This is a genomic window from Methylobacterium sp. NFXW15 (genome assembly GCF_049887755.1).
Lineage (GTDB): Bacteria > Pseudomonadota > Alphaproteobacteria > Rhizobiales > Beijerinckiaceae > Methylobacterium.
The window spans coordinates 152496-167653 of sequence record NZ_JAGEKG010000001.1; the positions used below are offsets into that span (position 1 = coordinate 152496).

The following is a 15158-nucleotide window of genomic DNA, read 5'->3' on the forward strand; positions in this document are numbered from 1 at the left end:
CCTTCACGCCGCTTGCCTTCCGCGCTCGGCCACGAGGCGTCGGAAGGCTTCCTCCAGGCTCTCGGACCCGTGGGCGATCGTGCCCGCCGTGCCGCGCGCGACGATGCGGCCGAGATGTAGAACCACCGCATCGTCCTCGGGCCGGATTTCTTCGAAGATATGCGTGGCCCAGAGGACCGACAGGCCCTCCTCGCGCACCAGCGCGCGGACGATGGCGACGATCCCGGCGCGGGATTCGAGATCGAGCCCCACCGTCGGTTCGTCGAGGAGCAGCAGGTCCGGCCGGTGGACGAGGGAGCGGGCGATCTCGATGCGGCGGGATTGGCCGCCCGAGAGGGTGCGCACCTTGTCCCCGCGCCGGTCGGCGAGGCCGACCCGGTCGAGCAACTCGCCGATCCGGATCTTGGCGGCCTTGCGCGGGATGCCGTGCAGGCTCGCATGGTAGAGCAGGTTCTGCTCCACCGTGAGATCGGTATCGAGAGTGCGGGCCTGGAACACCACCCCGAGGCGGGCCAGCGCCCGCGACGGCTCCCGATCCAGCCCGTGGCCGAAGATCGCGACCCGGCCGCTCTGGTTGTTGTAGAGCCGGGTGATCACCGAGAAGAGCGTGGTCTTGCCCGCGCCGTTCGGGCCGAGCAAGGCCGTGAACCGGCCGCTCTCGACACGCATCGACACGTCGTCCAGCGCCGCCCGCGCGCCGAAACGATGACCGACATTCGCGACCAGGAGAGCGGGCGTGTCCCCGCTCATTGGCCGAGCGCCTTGCGGGCGTCCGCGACCGCGTCGAGGCACTCGTCGAACTCACCCTCGCGTTGTTCGCGCTCGGCGTTCTTCAGCGCCTTCTTCAGCTTCGTCACGGCGGCTTCGGGCGGGTTGTTGGCCATGGCGTCGCGGATCATCGTGATCCCCTCGGCGCAGGACGAGGCATCGTCCGCCGCGAGGGCGGGCGACGTCAGGCCGATGGTCATGAGGGCGATTGCGAGGGCCCTCATCACTTCACCGTCAGGGTGCCGGTCATGCCCTTCGATTCAAGGCCGCGCGCCTCCCACTTGTAGGCGCCGGGCTTGATCGCGACGAACTCGATGGCGATCTCGCCGGGTTCGTCGAACTCCAGATGATCGGGCGGGCCGCCGCCATGGATCTCCTTGTGCTCGATCACGATCTGGTTGAGCCAGATGTAACGGAAGAACTCGGGCGCGTAGAACTTGTACTCCTGCCCGCCCTTGGCGACGATCCGCAGGCGGTAGGCCTTGCCGGATTCGAGTTCGATATCCTTGTTCTCGACCACGAAGTCGTTGCCCTGGTCGTTGCCGAGGACGAGATCAGGCAGGTTCTCCCGCTTCTTGGTGAGGTCGAGGGACGAGGCGGGCATTGTCATCGCCCCCACCATCACAGCCGTCATTGCGAGCGGAGCGAAGCAATCCAGTAGCGCCACGCCCACGAACGTCCCCCTGCCCTGGGTCGCTTCGCTGCGCTCGCGATGACGGTGAAGGAAGGACTGGCCAAGTCTAAGCATTCGCACTCCGTCGATCGCGAGCGGTAGAAATCACAGAAAGTCAGTTCGGCGAGATCGCGACGCCCCAGGGCAGAAGGCCCACGGGGATGCTCTTCACGACCTTGTCCGCCTCGACATCGATCACCGACACGTCGTTGGAGGTGCCGTTGGTGGTGAAGAGCTGCTTCTGGTCCGGGGTGAAGGCGAGCTGCCAGACCCGCTGGCCCACGGGCAGGTACTTCTGAACCTCGTAGGACTTGGCATCGATCACCGCGACGCGGTTGGCCGGGCCGAGCGCCACGAACGCCTTGGATCCGTCCTTGGTGATGCGGATGCCGACCGGCTGGATCGCCTCGTCGTTCACGCTCGGGATCTTGAAGGTGATCTTCTTCACCACCCGGCGGGTCGCGACGTCGATCACGCTCACCGTGCCGCCGACCTCGGCCGACACCCAGAGGAACTTGCCGTCGGCCGTGAATTCCGCGAAGCGCGGACGGGCATCGACCAGCACATTGTCGATCACCTGGAAGGTCTTGGTGTCGATGAAATGGGCCATGTTGGTGGTCTCGGAGGTATTCACGAGAATCTTCCCGTCCGGCGACAGGCCCATTCCCTCCGGCTCGACGCCCACCGGCACCTCGGCGAGCACCTTGTTCTTCTCGATGTCGATGATCGTGACTTGGCTGTCGTCCTCGTTGGCGACGTAGAGAGGGTTGCCCGAGGCGTCGAGGATGAACTGCTCCGGATCGGGCCCTGAGCGGAGCGAGCGCACGACCTTGCCGTTCGAGGTGTCGAGCACGTCGATACGGTCGTCGTCGCTGGCGCAGACGAACAGTTCCTTGCCATCCTTGGAGACGGTGACGCCGCGCGGACGCCGCCCGACCTTCCACGTCGCGGTGACGGCGAGCGTGGTGCTGTCGATGACGCTGACCGTATTGGCCTTTTCGTTGGTCACGTAGGCCGTGAAGGCGAAAGCCGGAACGCTCGATGCGAGCCACAGACCGAGGGCGGCACTGCCCCATCCTGCCAGTTGCTGGCGGCCCATCCGTTCTCCTCCCTTGGGCGCCCTCTCGGGGCGCTTCTCACGCATGATAATAGTGTCTCCGCCGCCGGATGCGAGACCGGACGGCGCCGCAGGTCAGTTCCTCACGGGAACTTGCAGGTGGTCTCGGGCAGATCGATGCCCAACGTGTCGAGGGGCGTGCGCTGGTGCAGGAAGCCCTGTTCCGGCGCCACCGAGACCATCGATTTCGGCTGCACGACGATGATCGGCTGCCGCATCTGGTGATCCCAGGGGCGGAAGCTGAGCGACGTGCCCTTGTAGGCCGGTATCCCGAAGGACGGGTCCGTAAGGTATGGCGTGATGGCGGCGGGATCGTTGGCCTTCTTGGCCGTCACCGCCTCGCCCACCGTGCGCACCGCCACCCAGGCCTGGTAATCGAGCGGGCGCATCAGCCGCCCGGCCATCCGCCGGAAGCGGTTCTGCGCCTGGGCCGCGCCCCAGGTTTCCAACACCGGCGACCACGTGGTCGGCGTGAGACCCTGCGTGCCGCCGACAGGGCGGGGATCGACGGTGCGATAGGGGACATAATCGCCCCAATCGCCTTCCTCGTCGGCCACCACGGCCATGTCGTAATCGAGCCCCCGCGTGAACACCATCGCCTCGGCGCGGGTCGGCGTATCGCCCCGTGCCTTGGCCAGCGGGCCGAAGGTCCAAGGTTTGTCGGCCGTGACCTTCAGCGCGAATTTCCGCGCGGAATTGCGCATCGCGTCGGCATAGGCCTTGTCGGCCTCGGTCGGGCCGACGATCAGGAACACCTTCCGCCAGCGCATCACGGTCAGATATTGTGCCAGCGCGTCGGTCATCATCGCCCGCGAGGGCAGGATGTGGAACACGTTGGCCCGGCAATCGGCCCCGCGCAGGCGGTCGTCCGGCGCGCCCGCGTTGAACACGACGGCGCCCGTGTCCTTCACCGCGTCGGCGACCTTGAGGACCTGATCCGCCGGGAGGGTCAGGACGAGGTAGCGGATCCCCTTGCCGACCAGTTCCTTCGCCGCCGCCACCGGGTCGGCGGCGTCATCGGAGAGAGCCTTCTCCTCCAGAACGTAGGTCTGCTTGGTGAAGCGGCCGGTGGTGTTGTCGTCGGCGATGCCCATCCGGGCCCCCGCCACACCCTCATCCTCCGGCACGGCTTCGGCATCGTAAGAAGCGGGCGCCGATTGCGGCCGGTAGATCAGGCCGATCTTGGTCTCGATGGGCGCGGGTGCGGGCTGCTGCGCCCAAGCCGGGCTGACGAAGCCGGTGGCGAGCATCAGAGCCGCGAGGGCCGCGGCGGGACCGGAGTGATCTGCACGATCTTGCATGCACGCGGCCTGTATCAGCAACGGAGGGGTCCGCTCAACCTGTCCGGGCAGGAAGGCCGAGGGGAAAAACGCTCACGGATCCGGGAGTTGGGGCGTCCGGGGCCATCCGTCCATTGCCAAAACGTCCCAGCGACCGAATTGTTTGTCATCACGACACGGCCCCCGAGGGCCGGCGACCGGAGGAGACGCAGCATGCGAGCGACGACCCGCCCACCGGCCCTTCCCCGCGCGATCATCGCGGCGGTGGCGGCCTGCGCCTGGATCGGCGCCGCCGAGGCGGGCGCGGAGAAGGCGGCCGTCTTCCCGATCGAAATGAACGATCCCGGCGCCACCTATGGCGCACGCACCCGCCCGGCGGATGCGAAGAAGCTGACCCTGGTGACCGACGAGCTCCGCAACGCCCTGAAGGCGCAGAGCGGCGTCGAGGTGATCGACACCGCCCCCGCCGCCAAGGAGGTCGAGCAGAAGGGACCGCTCTACAAGTGCAACGGCTGCGCGGACGACATCGCCAAGGGCCTGGGCGCGGATCTCACGGTGACGGGCTACGCCCAGCGCGGCGCCAACCAGATCTTCAACCTCAACGTCACGATCGCGGAGGCTGCGACGGGCAAGCTCATCCGTGGCGGGCAGGTCACGGTCCGTGCCGACGACGACAACACCTGGGCGCATGCCATGCGCTGGCTGGTGAAGAACCGGCTGCTCGCCGAGCCCCTGCCCGCGAAGCCGTGAGATGAGAGTTTTCGTGAAACGTGTTCCCCTCGGGCGGAGTCTGGGCTAGCCCAGGGGCGTGATCCCGGAATGCGTTTCATCGTGAGCCCTGTATCTCCTCCCCGCCTCCTCGTGAGCGTGCGCGATCCGGCCGAGGCCGAGGCCGCCCTGCTCGCGGGCGCGGACCTGATCGACGCCAAGGATCCGGAGCGCGGCGCGCTGGGCGCCCTCGCCCCTGAGACGGTGGCGGAGATCATGGCGCGCCTGCCCGGCGAAGGCATCGAGACGAGCGCCGTGGCGGATTCGGCCGAGAGCCTCGCGGCCATGGCGGCGAGCGGCGCACGCTGGGTGAAGCACGGTATCACCCGCGCGGAATGGGACGATGCCGCGCGGCTCGCGCAGATTGCCCGCTCGGTCCCCGGGCGGGTGATCGCGGTGCTGTTCGCGGAGGACGAGCCGGGGGCCCATTGCGTGCCCGCTCTCGCCGAAGCCGGTTTCGCCGGGGCGATGATCGACACGGCGGGCAAGAGCGGCGGCCGCCTGCCCGACCTGTTGGGCCCCGAAGACCTGGCCGAGTTCGTCGCGGCCTGCCGGGGCGCGTCGTTGCTCTGCGGTCTCGCTGGCTCGCTGCGCATCGGCGACATCCCGACGCTATCGGCCGCCGGGCCGGATTATCTCGGCTTCCGGGGCGGCCTGTGCCGCGGCTTCGACCGGACCAACGGCATCGACCCCCTGCGCATCGCCGAGGCGGTACGTGTGCTTCGTCCACAGACGCAGGACGCCGCGTGAGGGTTGTGGTGAAGGTCGGCGGCAGCCTCCTCGGAGACGGCGACCGCCTGCACCGCGTGCTTGCGGGTCTCGCTGACGGCGACGAGGGGCCCTGCATCGTGGTGCCGGGCGGAGGCCCCGATGCCGATGCCGTCCGCGCGGCTCAAGGCGATCAGGGCTTCTCCGACGCGGAGGCCCATCGCCGGGCTCTCGACGCGATGAGCCGCACCGCGTCCCGCTTCCGCGCCATCGAGCCGCGCCTCGCTTTGGCGCAATCGCCCTGGAACGGCGTGGCCACCGAGACCGCGCTGGTCTGGGACCCGGCTGATCTGAAAGGGGGACACCCCGACATCCCCGAGACCTGGGACGTCACCTCCGACAGCCTCGCCCTGTGGCTCGCGACCCGTGTGCGGGCTCCTGCCTGCCTCGTGGTGAAATCCGTCGATGCCGCGCCCGGCCTCGATGCCGAGGCGCTGTCGGCGAGCGGCCTCGTCGATGCCGCCTTCCCCGCTTTCGCGCGTTGCTTCCCGGGGAGCATCGCGATCCGGGGACCGGCGCGCACCGTCCCGATCCAGCGCAGGAGGGCCGCATGAGCGCCCCTGAGACTGGCACGACCGAACATCTCGTCTTCATCACCGGCCGCCTCGCCCGGCCGCGCCTGGAGAAGATCGCGGCGAGCCTGCCCGCACATCTCCGCTGGAGCATCGCGGATGCCGGGGTGAAGGTCGCCGCGCTGATGACCGAGGAGATCATCAAGCGCCGGGTCGAGATCCCAGAGGGTGCGACGCGGATCGTGTTGCCCGGCCGCTGCCGGGCGAACCCGGAGGCGCTGGCCGCCCATTTCGGCCTGCCGGTCGAGCGGGGGCCGGATGAGATCGTGGATCTTCCCGCTTGGCTCGGCCTCGCCGGCCGCAGCCTCGATCTGTCGAGCCACGACGTGCGGATCTTCTCCGAGATCGTCGATGCCTCAAAGATGACGCCCGAGCAGATTCTGGCGCGGGGACTCGACCTCGCCCGGCGCGGGGCCGACGTGATCGACCTCGGCGGCCTGCCGGATACGCCGTTCCCGCATCTCGAAGCCTCGGTGAAGGCCCTGAAGGGCGCGGGGCTGAAGGTGAGCGTCGATTCCTTCTCCCGCGACGAGCTCTCGCGGGGCGCGAAGGCCGGGGCCGACTTCCTGCTGAGCCTCAACGAGGACACCCTCGACCTCGCCTTCGAGACCGACGCGGTGCCGATCCTCGTGCCGACCCGGCCCGACGATCTGGACTCCCTCGATCGGGCGATCGAGCGGATGCTCGCGGCGGGCAAGCCGTTCATCGCCGACGCCATTCTGGAGCCGATCCACCACGGGCTGGTCGATTCGGTGGCCCGCTACCGCGACACCCGCGCTCGCTGGCCCGACATCGAAATGATGATGGGCACCGGCAACCTCACCGAACTCACCGAGGCCGACAGCCTCGGCGTCACCGCCCTCCTGATGGGGATGTGCTCGGAGTTGGCGATCCGCAACGTGCTGATCGTCCACGTCTCGAACCACACCCGCCGCACCGTGGAGGAGCACGATGCCGCCCGGCGGGTCATGTACGCGGCCAGGGCCGATGCCGCCCTGCCGAAGGGCTATGGCCGGGCACTTCTGGCACTTCACGACAAGCGCCCGTTCGTGCAGAGCCCTGAGGAGATCGCCCAGGCCGCCTCCGAGGTCCGCGACCCGAATTACCGGATCGCCGTGGCCGAGGACGGCATCCACGTCTACAACCGCGACATCCATAAGGTCGGCACCGACGCGATGGCCTTCTTCCCCGATCTCGACGTGAGGAGCGACGGGGCGCACGCCTTCTATCTCGGCGGCGAACTCGCCAAGGCCGAGACGGCTTGGCGGCTCGGCAAGCGCTACGTGCAGGACGAGCCCCTCGATTGGGGCGCCTCGGCCGATAGGCCGGACGAGGATACGACCGCCTTCAAGAAGGCAGGCCACACCAAGCATTCCGGTCCCGGCGCCCCTCCGCCGGGCACTCGCGACGCGCGACCCGAGGCCGATGCCGAGCGTCCGGAAACGGTGTCCGGCACCGGCTCAGAGCCGGCTCGAACGGGCGAGCGGATCGTCTGCGGTCGCCTCGTTCCGTCGGACGAGGCGTAAGCCGATGCCGCTGATCCTCGAAACCATCGTCACGACGATCTCCCCGGAGGGGATGCTCCACCTCGTGCCGTTCGGGCTGATCCGGGAAGACGACGCGCCGGAGGCGGAGGCCTACGTGCTCGCGCCGTTCCGCCCTTCGCCGACGATCGAGAACCTGCACGCCAGCCCGTATTTCGCGGCGTCGAGCCCGCGCGACATCCGGGTGATCGCGGGCGCCGTCACCGGACGCCGCGATTGGCCGACCGAGCCCTGCGACGCCATTCCCGGCCGACGGCTCGCGGACAGCTTCGGCCATGCCGAATTCGAAGTGGCCTCCGTGCAGGACGACGAGCAGCGCCCGCGTTTCCGGGGCCGCCTCCGGCACATGGCGGCCCATGCGCCGTTCATCGGCTACAACCGGGCGCAGGCGGCGGTGCTGGAGGCGGCGGTGCTGTCGACGCGGCTGCACATGCTGGAGCCCGCTAAAATCTTCAGCGAGATGACCTACCTCGCCATCGCCATCGCCAAAACGGCGGGGCCGCGCGAGCGTGAGGCCTGGGGTTGGATCGAGGACAAGGTCGCGGCGGCCCTCGGGCCGGACGCCCGCATCCTCGGCCGGGAGGACCGCTAAAGGCGGCAGGAGAGAGTGACGATGAAGAAAATCACCCTGGCGACGGCGGCAATGGCCGCCCTCGTCGCCTTCACCGCCCAGGCGCACGGCCCGACCCGGCGCAAGGTCTCGGAGTCCATCGAGATCAACGCTCCGGCCGACAAGGTCTGGGCCGTCGTCGGCAATTGGAAGGACGCGAACTGGCTCGAGAACGTCACCAAGACCGAGACCCAGGGCGACGATCCGGCCAAGTCCAAGCGGACCTTGACGCTTAAGAGCGGCAACACGATGAGCGAGACCGGCGGCAAGTATAAGCCGGAAGACAAGCTGTTCATGTTCTACATCGACAAGGTCGATGTGAAGGACCTGCCGGCCAACGACTATTCCGGCACGATCACCGTCGAACCCGCCGGCGACATCAAGTCGAAGGTCGAGTGGAAGTCGGCCTTTTACCGCGGCTACATGAACAACGATCCGCCGCCGGACCTGAACGACGAAGCCTCCGAGAAGGGCGTCAGCAACTGGGTCAAGGCGAGCCTTCAGAACCTCAAGAACAAGGTCGAGAAGGGCTCTTGAGCCACCGCAAGCTCGGCCCGGCGCTCGGCGCCGGGTTCGCGGCGTGGCTCACCCTCGCGTCGGCCCAAGCCGGGCCGGCGCGGGAGGCGATCGTCACGGCGCAGCTCGCCAACGCGGTGGAGGTGATCGACCTCGCCTCCGGCAAGGTGGTGCGCCAGATCGCCGTCGATGGCGCCCCGGCGGGCATCGCCCTCTCGCCGGATCGTCGCCTCGCCTACGTCACACGCCCGGAAGGCCACGGCCTCGCCGTGCTCGACCTCGATGCCGGGACAGTGCGCGCCGAGATCGCCCTGCCCGGCGGGCCACTCGGCGTCGCGGCCGACCCGCGCGGCGACCGGGTCTATGTGGCCGATTGGTACGGCAGCCGGATCTTCGTTCTCGCCGGGCGGGATGGTGCCTTGCGCCTCGACGGGGAGATCGCGGTGGGGAAATCCCCCTCCGGCATCGCGGTCAGCCCGGATGGGGCGAAGCTCTACGTCGCCAACCGCGAGGCCAATACGGTCTCTGTCGTGGATGCGGCGGCGCAGCGGGAGATCGCCGTGATCCCCGTGGGCCAGCATCCTTTCGGCATCACCCTCGATGCGCAGGCCGGGCGTGCCTACACCGCCAACGTCACGGGTGACGACGTGTCGGTGATCGACCTCGCGACGAGCAAGGAGATCGGCCGCGTCCCGACCGGGCGGAGACCCTACGTCATCGCGCTCCTGAACGGGCGCGGCTTCGTCACCAACCAATACGCGAACAGCGTCACGGCCTTCGACCTGACGACGCTCAAGCCGATCGACGAGATCGACGTCGGCGATCACCCGGAGGGCATTGCCGCCGATCCCGCGACCGGGCGGCTCTACGTGGCCGATTGGGGCGACAACCGCCTCAGCGTGATCGACGCGAGCACCCTGAAGGTCGCCTCGCCCATCGCCACCGGCAACGGCCCGAGGGCGTTCGGCGACTTCCTGCGCTAGCCGAGCCGCCGCTGCGGCGCCCGGCGATAGGTCGCGCGGGCGGCGACCAGGGCGCCGCCATATTGCAGGAAGCCGTTCTCGCAGAAATCCTGCGGGCCGAGATGCGCTTGCAGGAGCAGCCGTGTCGCGGCGTTGAGCACGAGCAGGGTGAAGCAGAAGGCGGCGGCTGCGAGCAGCGTGGCGACGAATTCCGGCATGGCGCGTCCCCTTGGTTCGGGTCCGCATGGACGGCTCTCGCCGCCATGCCGGCTAAGCTTAGCAAAGCTTACGCCAGTGACCAGAGGCGATCAGCGGCGGCCGGTCTCGGCTCCGTTCGCTACGGCAGGCGCCTTGGTCGGCTTCGGGATCTCGACCGAGAGGCGCTTGACCGGCCAACCGTCGCTCCACCGCTCCATGTCGGCGAGCCGGGGATTGGCCTTCAGCGACACCGCGTCGGCGCCCGAGAAGGCGGCGGCGGCGGCGAGGTCGAAGGTCTTCCAGAAGCCAAGGTAATCGAGGGCATCCGAGCGAGCGAGATTGATCTGCGAGACCAGGGTCTGCTGCTCACCGGTCAGGGCCATTTCCGCCGACCAGCGGAAGGGCGGCGGCTTGGGCGCGTCCTTCGGCTCCGGCGGCATCTTGATGGCGCCCGAATCGTAGGCCGTGTCGAGACCGGCGGGGGATGCGAGGGTCGCGGTCAGAGCCGGAAAACCGTGATCGTCCGAGAGCGCCCGCACGAACAGCTTGCGCTCCGGCGGCACGGCACTGGCCTCGCGCAGCAGGCGGCGGGAGGCGAGGTCGGCGGCACGGGCGTCCTTGTCACCGACCATGGTGACGATGAGCGTCTCGGGAGCGATCTTCTCCAGATCGTGCAGGGCGATGCCGCGCGATTTCGGGCCGCTGGCGATGCCGCCTGGCGTCACCGCGAAGATCAGCTTCGGGACGGGAAGGCCGTCCTTCGTCGCGTCGGCGGCAAGATCCATGGCAAGCGGCGCGCCCGCGAGGTGACCGATCATCGCGACCCGCGACCGGTCCGGCTTAGCCTCCTTATCGGAGTCGACCTCGTCCAGAGCGGCCTTCACCAGCGCCCCGGCGATGGCGGGGGCGTCGGACGGTTTGGTGCGGTTCACCTCCTGGAAGCGCGGAAACAGCACCAGCCAGCCCTGCCGGGCGAGGTGATCGATCCAAGCGCCATAGGCCTGCGGGTTCGTTGCGCCCCAGCCGTGCAGGAGCACGGCGACGGGGCGCCCCGCCTCGGGCGCGGGACCGGCCGCGTGGAAGGCGAAGGTCGGCGCACTCGGGCGGCCGAGGGCGCGCTTGACGATCGTGGCTTTGCGATCCCCGACGCCGCCCGGTCCCTCGTTGGGTTGGCTCGGCGGCGCCGCCGCCTGAGCGGTGGCGGCCACGGCGAGCAGCCCGGCAGCAAGCGTGGCGCGAAGGATCTTAAGACGCATGGCGGTCTCAGGCACGGGTACTTCCAGGCCGGCTCAAACCGGTGGTGGTCCCCATAACAGATTCGGCGCCGATGGCGATGGAGCGCCGCCTGTCTTCGTCAAGAGATTGCGGCGTGATCCGTCGTCTGATCCCGCATCGGTTGCCGTCTGACCCCATCGAGGGACAGGACGAGAGCCAGAAGGGTATCGGGCAATTCGACCGGCTCGTGCTCGTAATTCTCACGTAAGCCCTCGCCGATCACGGCCGCGATCAACGCATCCGAGGAGAGGCATCCCGGGCGTCGCAGTCGTTCGGCGTGGTTTTCGGCAACGATCTTCATGGGGGACGGTCTGGCAGCGAGGGGGCCTGCTCACGGCAGCGCGATGTAGTGGAAAGCCACGAACGCGAGACCGGATCGAAAGTTTCAAACCGCCAGGTGATTCCGGCCGGTCAGGCCTGCTGCTGAACCTTGCCGTTGGCGCCGATCACCTCGGTTCCGCCTGCCGCGGGAGGCTTGCCCGCAGCCTCCTGCACCCATTCCAGGATATCCTCGGCCCGCCAGGGCTTGGGGATGAAGGTCGCGGAGACGCGCAGGTCGCTCGGCTGGTCACCGGCATCGCCGGAGGTGAGCAACACGCGCACCTTCGGCCATGTGACACCGATGATGCGGGCCAGTTCGAAGCCGCCGATCGGGCCAGGGGTCCGCACGTCGGAGAAGACGACGCTCACTTCGTCCGCCCGGTCGTTCAGAATGGCGAGGGCCCGCTCGGCCGTTTCGGCCTCGATCACAGTAAAGCCCGTGTCTTCGAGCAGAGTGGCCGCGAGAAATCGCTCGTCGGGCTGGTCCTCCACGACGAGGATGACAGGCTTCCGTCCAGGCTGCCGCGCGTCGCTCATAGAGCCGCCAATCCACTAGGTCTGAACGGCGGACGCGTCGATCGGTTCACGTGAAAGCGACGTCGCACCCTGCCGGACCCGCGCACCCACAGATCCTGTCTGTTTCATCGCACAACCGGCAGCAAACGGCCGTGTCATTCCGAACACAGCGCCCGTCTAACGACGAAACAACTTCTGCAGCCGATCAGTGCTTCATGGGTCCGAGCGGAGATAAAGCAAAGGTTCTGCGCTTGGTCAGACTCCGTGTGCCTTGAGGAACGCTAACGCGCGGCTCCAGCCATCCTCGGCCGCCTCCTTGCGATAGCTCGGCCGGTAATCGGCGTGGAAGCCGTGCGGCGCTTCCGGATAGACGACCAGCTCCACCTGCTTGCCCGCCGCCTTGGCCGCGTCGCGGGCCGCCTCCACGGACGCGACGGGAATGCCGGTATCGGCGCCGCCATAGAGTGCGAGAAGGGGAGCATGAATCTCGCCCGCCACGTCGCCCGCCGTGCGCGGCTGGATGCCGGTGCGCTCGCCGCCGAGCGGGCCGTACCAAGCCACCGCAGCCTTCAAATCGGTGCGGTGTGCGTCGTAGAGCCACGCCGCCCGGCCGCCCCGGCACCAGCCCATCACCGCGAGGCGCTTCCCGTCACCCTTGGCGGCGGAGGTCGCCCAGGCCACCGTCGCGTCGAGATCGCCGATCCACTGCGCGTCCGGCGTCTTCGAGATCACCTCGGCGATGATCTGTTTCACATCGGTCATCTTCGAAAGGTCGCCCTGACGGGCGTAGAGTTCCGGCGCCACGGCGCAGTACCCGGCCTTGGCGAGCCTGCGACAGATATCCTTGATGTAATCGTGGACGCCGAAGATCTCCTCGACCACGAGGATCACGGGGAACGGGCCCTCGCCCTTCGGCACCGCCCGGTAGGCAGGCATCGGCCCGTCGGCGGCCGGAATCGCAACCTCACCCGCCTCGATCCCCTCGGCGTCCGTCTTGATCGCCTGCGCCTCGACCCGCGTCGTCGCGAGGGTCAGGCCACTCATCAGGCTGGTCATCACGAAGCCTCGCCGTGACAGGGGCGAGGTCACGAGACCGTCGAGACCGGCATTGGCGTCATCGCTCATATCAACTCTCGGTTGTCTTCTCGTGAAAGGGCTAACCGTCTTGGCCGGCTATGGTCAAACCGGCCTTCAGCCGCTCTCGGCTTGGCGTTGCGCCTCCAGGGCCGCGGCCTGCCGGGCGCGCATCCGGGCCTGGAGCTGGCTGCGACGGGCGGCGATGGCGGTGCCGTTGATCTCGCCGCCGAACAGGAACATCGCGGCGAGCCAGTAGAGGAAGACGAGGAACACCATCGCCGTGGCGAGACCTCCATAGGTGGAGGCGTAGGCGTTCGAAAACCGCTCCAGATAGAAGCCGAAACCGAGTCCGGCCAGGAACCACAGGACCAGCGTCACGGCGATGCCCGGCAGGACCGAGACGATGGAGCGCCGCCCTGCCGCAACGAATTTGTGGGCGACGACCAGCACGAAGGCGAGGAGCAGCGCGGTGATGCCGATCCGCGCGATGGCGATGGTGAGGCCGAGGGGTTCGAGCCCCGGCGCCACGAGGATCAGGCGACTCCAGATCAACGGCCCGAGCACGACGAGGAGCGCGAAGGCGAGGATCGCAAAGGCGCCGCAGATGACGTAGCCGATGGATTCGAGGCGGGTCAGCCACCACGGCCTGCTCTCACGCAGGCCGTAGGCGCGGTTGAGCCCGACCCGCAGGCTCTCGACGCCGGATGAGGAGAAGTAGAGGGCGAAGAGCGCGCCGAGGGTCAGGACGCCGCCCCGCTGGGTGGTCAGTACCCGATGGACCTCGGACACGATGGGTATCGCGATCTCGCGGGGCCACGCCTCGAAGATCAGCGTGCCCGCTTCGTCGGCGAGGGACGCGGTACCGAACAGGCCCGCCAGGGCGGCCAGCAGAATCAGGAACGGGAACAGCGACGTGAGGATCGACAAGGCGATGTGGCTCGCGATCGCCCAGCCGTCGTGCGAAACGAATCGCTGGGCGGCCAGACCCGCGATACCGAACCCTTTGCGAAGGAAACTCAACGGTCCGGTCCGTCCTCGCCGTGACATGCGCCGCCGTCGATGACGGCCCGGCGGCCCCCGCGTCAACGCCACCCGTCGGAAGCGGTGCCATTCGCGCGGGTGTGACGCCTTCCGGCAACGCCGGGACGTGAAAACATGGTTGCCGGAATGGGTGGGCCATGCTTGGCCTTGCGCGTCATCTGCGTATCCCGAGCGTCCGTGAGCCCGTCGCGTTCCCCCTCCCCGTCGCCGGTCGCGACCGCCCTCATCCCGGGGCTGTTCGTCCTGATCTGGTCGACGGGTTTCATCAGCGCGCGCGGGGCCGTGCCCCATGCCGATCCGTTGGCGTTCACCGCCGTGCGGTTCAGCGCCGTCGCGATCATCCTCGGCCTCATCGCGCTGGTGGTGGGCGCGCGGTTCCCCAGCGGCTGGAAGGCGTGGCGCGGTCCGCTCGTCGCGGGCTTCCTGATGCAGGGCGTCTATCTCTCCGGAACGTTCGAAGCGATCAGCCACGGCCTGCCCGCCGGAATCGCGGCCCTGGTCGGAAGCCTGCAACCCCTGCTGACCGCCTCGCTGGCCGGGCCGCTCCTCGGGGAACGGGTCAGCCCGCGCCGGGCGGCGGGCATCGCAATGGGCTTCCTGGGGGCCGGGCTGGTGTTGCTGCCGAAGCTCGGCGCCACCGATCACGCGGGCATCCCGCCCGTGGCGCTGGCGATCTCCCTGTGCAGCGTGGTGGCGCTGACGCTCGGCACCCTCTGGCAGAAGCGCACGGGCGGCGGCGGCGATCTGCTCGCGAGCGCCGTGCTGCAATTCCTCGGTGGCACCGCCTGTGCCATCCCCCTGGCCCTCGCCTTCGGCAGCGGACAATTCGATGCGGTCGCACCGCTCTGGGTCAGCCTCGGCTGGGCGGTGCTCGTGAATTCCGTGACCGGGGTGCTGCTGTTCCTGTTCCTGATCCGGCGTGGGGCCGTGGCCGGGGTGGCCGCGCTGTTCTTCCTCGTACCGCCGGTCTCGGCGGGGATGGGTTACGTCCTGTTCGGCGAGACCCTCACATGGGTGCAGATCGCGGGGATGGGTGTAGCCGCCATCGGCGTCGCCGTGGCGAATCGCGGCTGAGAACGCGACGAACCGGCTCGCAACCGGATCGGCTTCCGCGACTTGTCCGGCCGGGCGGATCGGCGCCCGTGAGGAGCC

At 68.6% G+C, this 15158-nt stretch carries 19 protein-coding genes; 8 read left to right on the forward strand and 11 right to left on the reverse strand.

Translation table 11 applies throughout. The annotated features are described in order from the left end of the window. Positions 1-3: 3 nt before the first annotated feature. The 5 genes from J4O73_RS00735 to J4O73_RS00755 form a co-directional block, all read right to left on the reverse strand. Positions 4-750: an ABC transporter ATP-binding protein gene (locus J4O73_RS00735; protein WP_426214012.1), complete on the reverse strand. Its 747-nt coding sequence runs from the start codon at positions 748-750 to the stop codon at positions 4-6. Further along, on the reverse strand, positions 747-992 hold the full coding sequence (locus J4O73_RS00740) for a hypothetical protein (protein WP_426214013.1): 246 nt from the start codon (positions 990-992) through the stop codon (positions 747-749). The genes J4O73_RS00735 and J4O73_RS00740 overlap by 4 nt, the downstream gene beginning before the upstream one ends. Beyond that, positions 992-1402, reverse strand: coding sequence for a hypothetical protein (locus J4O73_RS00745; RefSeq protein WP_426214839.1), 411 nt, complete (start codon positions 1400-1402; stop codon positions 992-994). Before J4O73_RS00745 ends, J4O73_RS00740 begins: the two co-directional genes overlap by 1 nt. Positions 1403-1556: 154 nt before the next feature. Then, positions 1557-2540, reverse strand: a complete 984-nt coding sequence (locus tag J4O73_RS00750) for a YVTN family beta-propeller repeat protein (protein WP_426214841.1) — start codon at positions 2538-2540, stop codon at positions 1557-1559. A gap of 101 nt (positions 2541-2641) precedes the next feature. Continuing rightward, positions 2642-3859: an ABC transporter substrate-binding protein gene (locus tag J4O73_RS00755; RefSeq protein ID WP_426214014.1), complete on the reverse strand. Its 1218-nt coding sequence runs from the start codon at positions 3857-3859 to the stop codon at positions 2642-2644. Positions 3860-4051: 192 nt separating this feature from the next. Here J4O73_RS00755 and J4O73_RS00760 point away from each other — a divergent pair, with 192 nt between their 5' ends. From J4O73_RS00760 to J4O73_RS00790, 7 genes are all read left to right on the forward strand, one after another. Beyond that, complete coding sequence (locus J4O73_RS00760) at positions 4052-4588, forward strand: DUF3280 domain-containing protein (RefSeq protein WP_426214015.1); 537 nt, start codon at positions 4052-4054, stop codon at positions 4586-4588. Between the two features lie 69 nt (positions 4589-4657). Continuing rightward, positions 4658-5356, forward strand: coding sequence for a (5-formylfuran-3-yl)methyl phosphate synthase (locus J4O73_RS00765; protein ID WP_426214016.1), 699 nt, complete (start codon positions 4658-4660; stop codon positions 5354-5356). Then, complete coding sequence (locus J4O73_RS00770) at positions 5353-5928, forward strand: uridylate kinase (RefSeq protein WP_426214017.1); 576 nt, start codon at positions 5353-5355, stop codon at positions 5926-5928. Before J4O73_RS00765 ends, J4O73_RS00770 begins: the two co-directional genes overlap by 4 nt. Then, a complete protein-coding gene (locus J4O73_RS00775) occupies positions 5925-7472 on the forward strand; it encodes a DUF6513 domain-containing protein (RefSeq protein ID WP_426214018.1) in 1548 nt (515 codons plus the stop codon). The genes J4O73_RS00770 and J4O73_RS00775 overlap by 4 nt, the downstream gene beginning before the upstream one ends. A 4-nt stretch (positions 7473-7476) precedes the next feature. Continuing rightward, positions 7477-8082 carry a DUF447 domain-containing protein gene (locus J4O73_RS00780; RefSeq protein ID WP_426214019.1) on the forward strand — a complete coding sequence of 202 codons (606 nt, stop codon included), beginning with the start codon at positions 7477-7479 and terminating at the stop codon, positions 8080-8082. Positions 8083-8103: 21 nt separating this feature from the next. After that, positions 8104-8637 (forward strand): SRPBCC family protein, encoded by a 534-nt coding sequence (locus tag J4O73_RS00785; protein ID WP_426214020.1) that lies wholly within the window; start codon positions 8104-8106, stop codon positions 8635-8637. Continuing rightward, positions 8634-9599, forward strand: a complete 966-nt coding sequence (locus J4O73_RS00790; protein WP_426214021.1) for a YncE family protein — start codon at positions 8634-8636, stop codon at positions 9597-9599. Before J4O73_RS00785 ends, J4O73_RS00790 begins: the two co-directional genes overlap by 4 nt. Here the strand turns inward: J4O73_RS00790 and J4O73_RS00795 are convergent. From J4O73_RS00795 to J4O73_RS00820, 6 genes are all read right to left on the reverse strand, one after another. Continuing rightward, the gene (locus tag J4O73_RS00795; protein WP_378969184.1) at positions 9596-9796 is read right to left on the reverse strand and encodes a hypothetical protein; all 201 of its coding nucleotides are present in this window, start codon (positions 9794-9796) and stop codon (positions 9596-9598) included. The genes J4O73_RS00790 and J4O73_RS00795 overlap by 4 nt on opposite strands. 90 nt (positions 9797-9886) lie before the next feature. Further along, positions 9887-11032 (reverse strand): chlorophyllase/cutinase-like alpha/beta fold protein, encoded by a 1146-nt coding sequence (locus J4O73_RS00800; RefSeq protein ID WP_426214022.1) that lies wholly within the window; start codon positions 11030-11032, stop codon positions 9887-9889. 98 nt (positions 11033-11130) lie between these two features. Next, the gene (locus J4O73_RS00805; protein ID WP_426214023.1) at positions 11131-11352 is read right to left on the reverse strand and encodes a hypothetical protein; all 222 of its coding nucleotides are present in this window, start codon (positions 11350-11352) and stop codon (positions 11131-11133) included. Positions 11353-11462: 110 nt separating this feature from the next. Then, entirely contained in the window at positions 11463-11909 is a 447-nt protein-coding gene (locus J4O73_RS00810) for a response regulator (protein ID WP_426214024.1), read from the reverse strand. A gap of 234 nt (positions 11910-12143) precedes the next feature. Continuing rightward, positions 12144-13013, reverse strand: a complete 870-nt coding sequence (locus tag J4O73_RS00815) for a dienelactone hydrolase family protein (protein WP_426214025.1) — start codon at positions 13011-13013, stop codon at positions 12144-12146. 66 nt (positions 13014-13079) lie between these two features. Next, the gene (locus J4O73_RS00820; RefSeq protein ID WP_426214026.1) at positions 13080-14012 is read right to left on the reverse strand and encodes a YihY/virulence factor BrkB family protein; all 933 of its coding nucleotides are present in this window, start codon (positions 14010-14012) and stop codon (positions 13080-13082) included. Positions 14013-14183: 171 nt separating this feature from the next. On the opposite strand from J4O73_RS00820, the gene J4O73_RS00825 reads away from it, so the two are divergent. After that, entirely contained in the window at positions 14184-15080 is an 897-nt protein-coding gene (locus J4O73_RS00825; protein WP_426214027.1) for a DMT family transporter, read from the forward strand. Positions 15081-15158 lie beyond the last annotated feature (78 nt).

What these genes read in the sequence shown, in the direction of transcription:
- J4O73_RS00750 (WP_426214841.1), bottom strand. Translation starts at nt 2,540, where the DNA reads ATGGGCCGCCAGCAACTGGCAGGATGGGGCAGTGCCGCCCTCGGTCTG.
- J4O73_RS00805 (WP_426214023.1), bottom strand. Translation starts at nt 11,352, where the DNA reads ATGAAGATCGTTGCCGAAAACCACGCCGAACGACTGCGACGCCCGGGA.
- J4O73_RS00740 (WP_426214013.1), bottom strand. Translation starts at nt 992, where the DNA reads ATGAGGGCCCTCGCAATCGCCCTCATGACCATCGGCCTGACGTCGCCC.
- J4O73_RS00815 (WP_426214025.1), bottom strand. Translation starts at nt 13,013, where the DNA reads ATGAGCGATGACGCCAATGCCGGTCTCGACGGTCTCGTGACCTCGCCC.
- J4O73_RS00820 (WP_426214026.1), bottom strand. Translation starts at nt 14,012, where the DNA reads ATGTCACGGCGAGGACGGACCGGACCGTTGAGTTTCCTTCGCAAAGGG.
- J4O73_RS00775 (WP_426214018.1), top strand. Translation starts at nt 5,925, where the DNA reads ATGAGCGCCCCTGAGACTGGCACGACCGAACATCTCGTCTTCATCACC.
- J4O73_RS00760 (WP_426214015.1), top strand. Translation starts at nt 4,052, where the DNA reads ATGCGAGCGACGACCCGCCCACCGGCCCTTCCCCGCGCGATCATCGCG.
- J4O73_RS00755 (WP_426214014.1), bottom strand. Translation starts at nt 3,859, where the DNA reads ATGCAAGATCGTGCAGATCACTCCGGTCCCGCCGCGGCCCTCGCGGCT.
- J4O73_RS00795 (WP_378969184.1), bottom strand. Translation starts at nt 9,796, where the DNA reads ATGCCGGAATTCGTCGCCACGCTGCTCGCAGCCGCCGCCTTCTGCTTC.
- J4O73_RS00745 (WP_426214839.1), bottom strand. Translation starts at nt 1,402, where the DNA reads ATGACGGCTGTGATGGTGGGGGCGATGACAATGCCCGCCTCGTCCCTC.
- J4O73_RS00810 (WP_426214024.1), bottom strand. Translation starts at nt 11,909, where the DNA reads ATGAGCGACGCGCGGCAGCCTGGACGGAAGCCTGTCATCCTCGTCGTG.
- J4O73_RS00735 (WP_426214012.1), bottom strand. Translation starts at nt 750, where the DNA reads ATGAGCGGGGACACGCCCGCTCTCCTGGTCGCGAATGTCGGTCATCGT.
- J4O73_RS00765 (WP_426214016.1), top strand. Translation starts at nt 4,658, where the DNA reads ATGCGTTTCATCGTGAGCCCTGTATCTCCTCCCCGCCTCCTCGTGAGC.
- J4O73_RS00780 (WP_426214019.1), top strand. Translation starts at nt 7,477, where the DNA reads ATGCCGCTGATCCTCGAAACCATCGTCACGACGATCTCCCCGGAGGGG.
- J4O73_RS00800 (WP_426214022.1), bottom strand. Translation starts at nt 11,032, where the DNA reads ATGCGTCTTAAGATCCTTCGCGCCACGCTTGCTGCCGGGCTGCTCGCC.
- J4O73_RS00785 (WP_426214020.1), top strand. Translation starts at nt 8,104, where the DNA reads ATGAAGAAAATCACCCTGGCGACGGCGGCAATGGCCGCCCTCGTCGCC.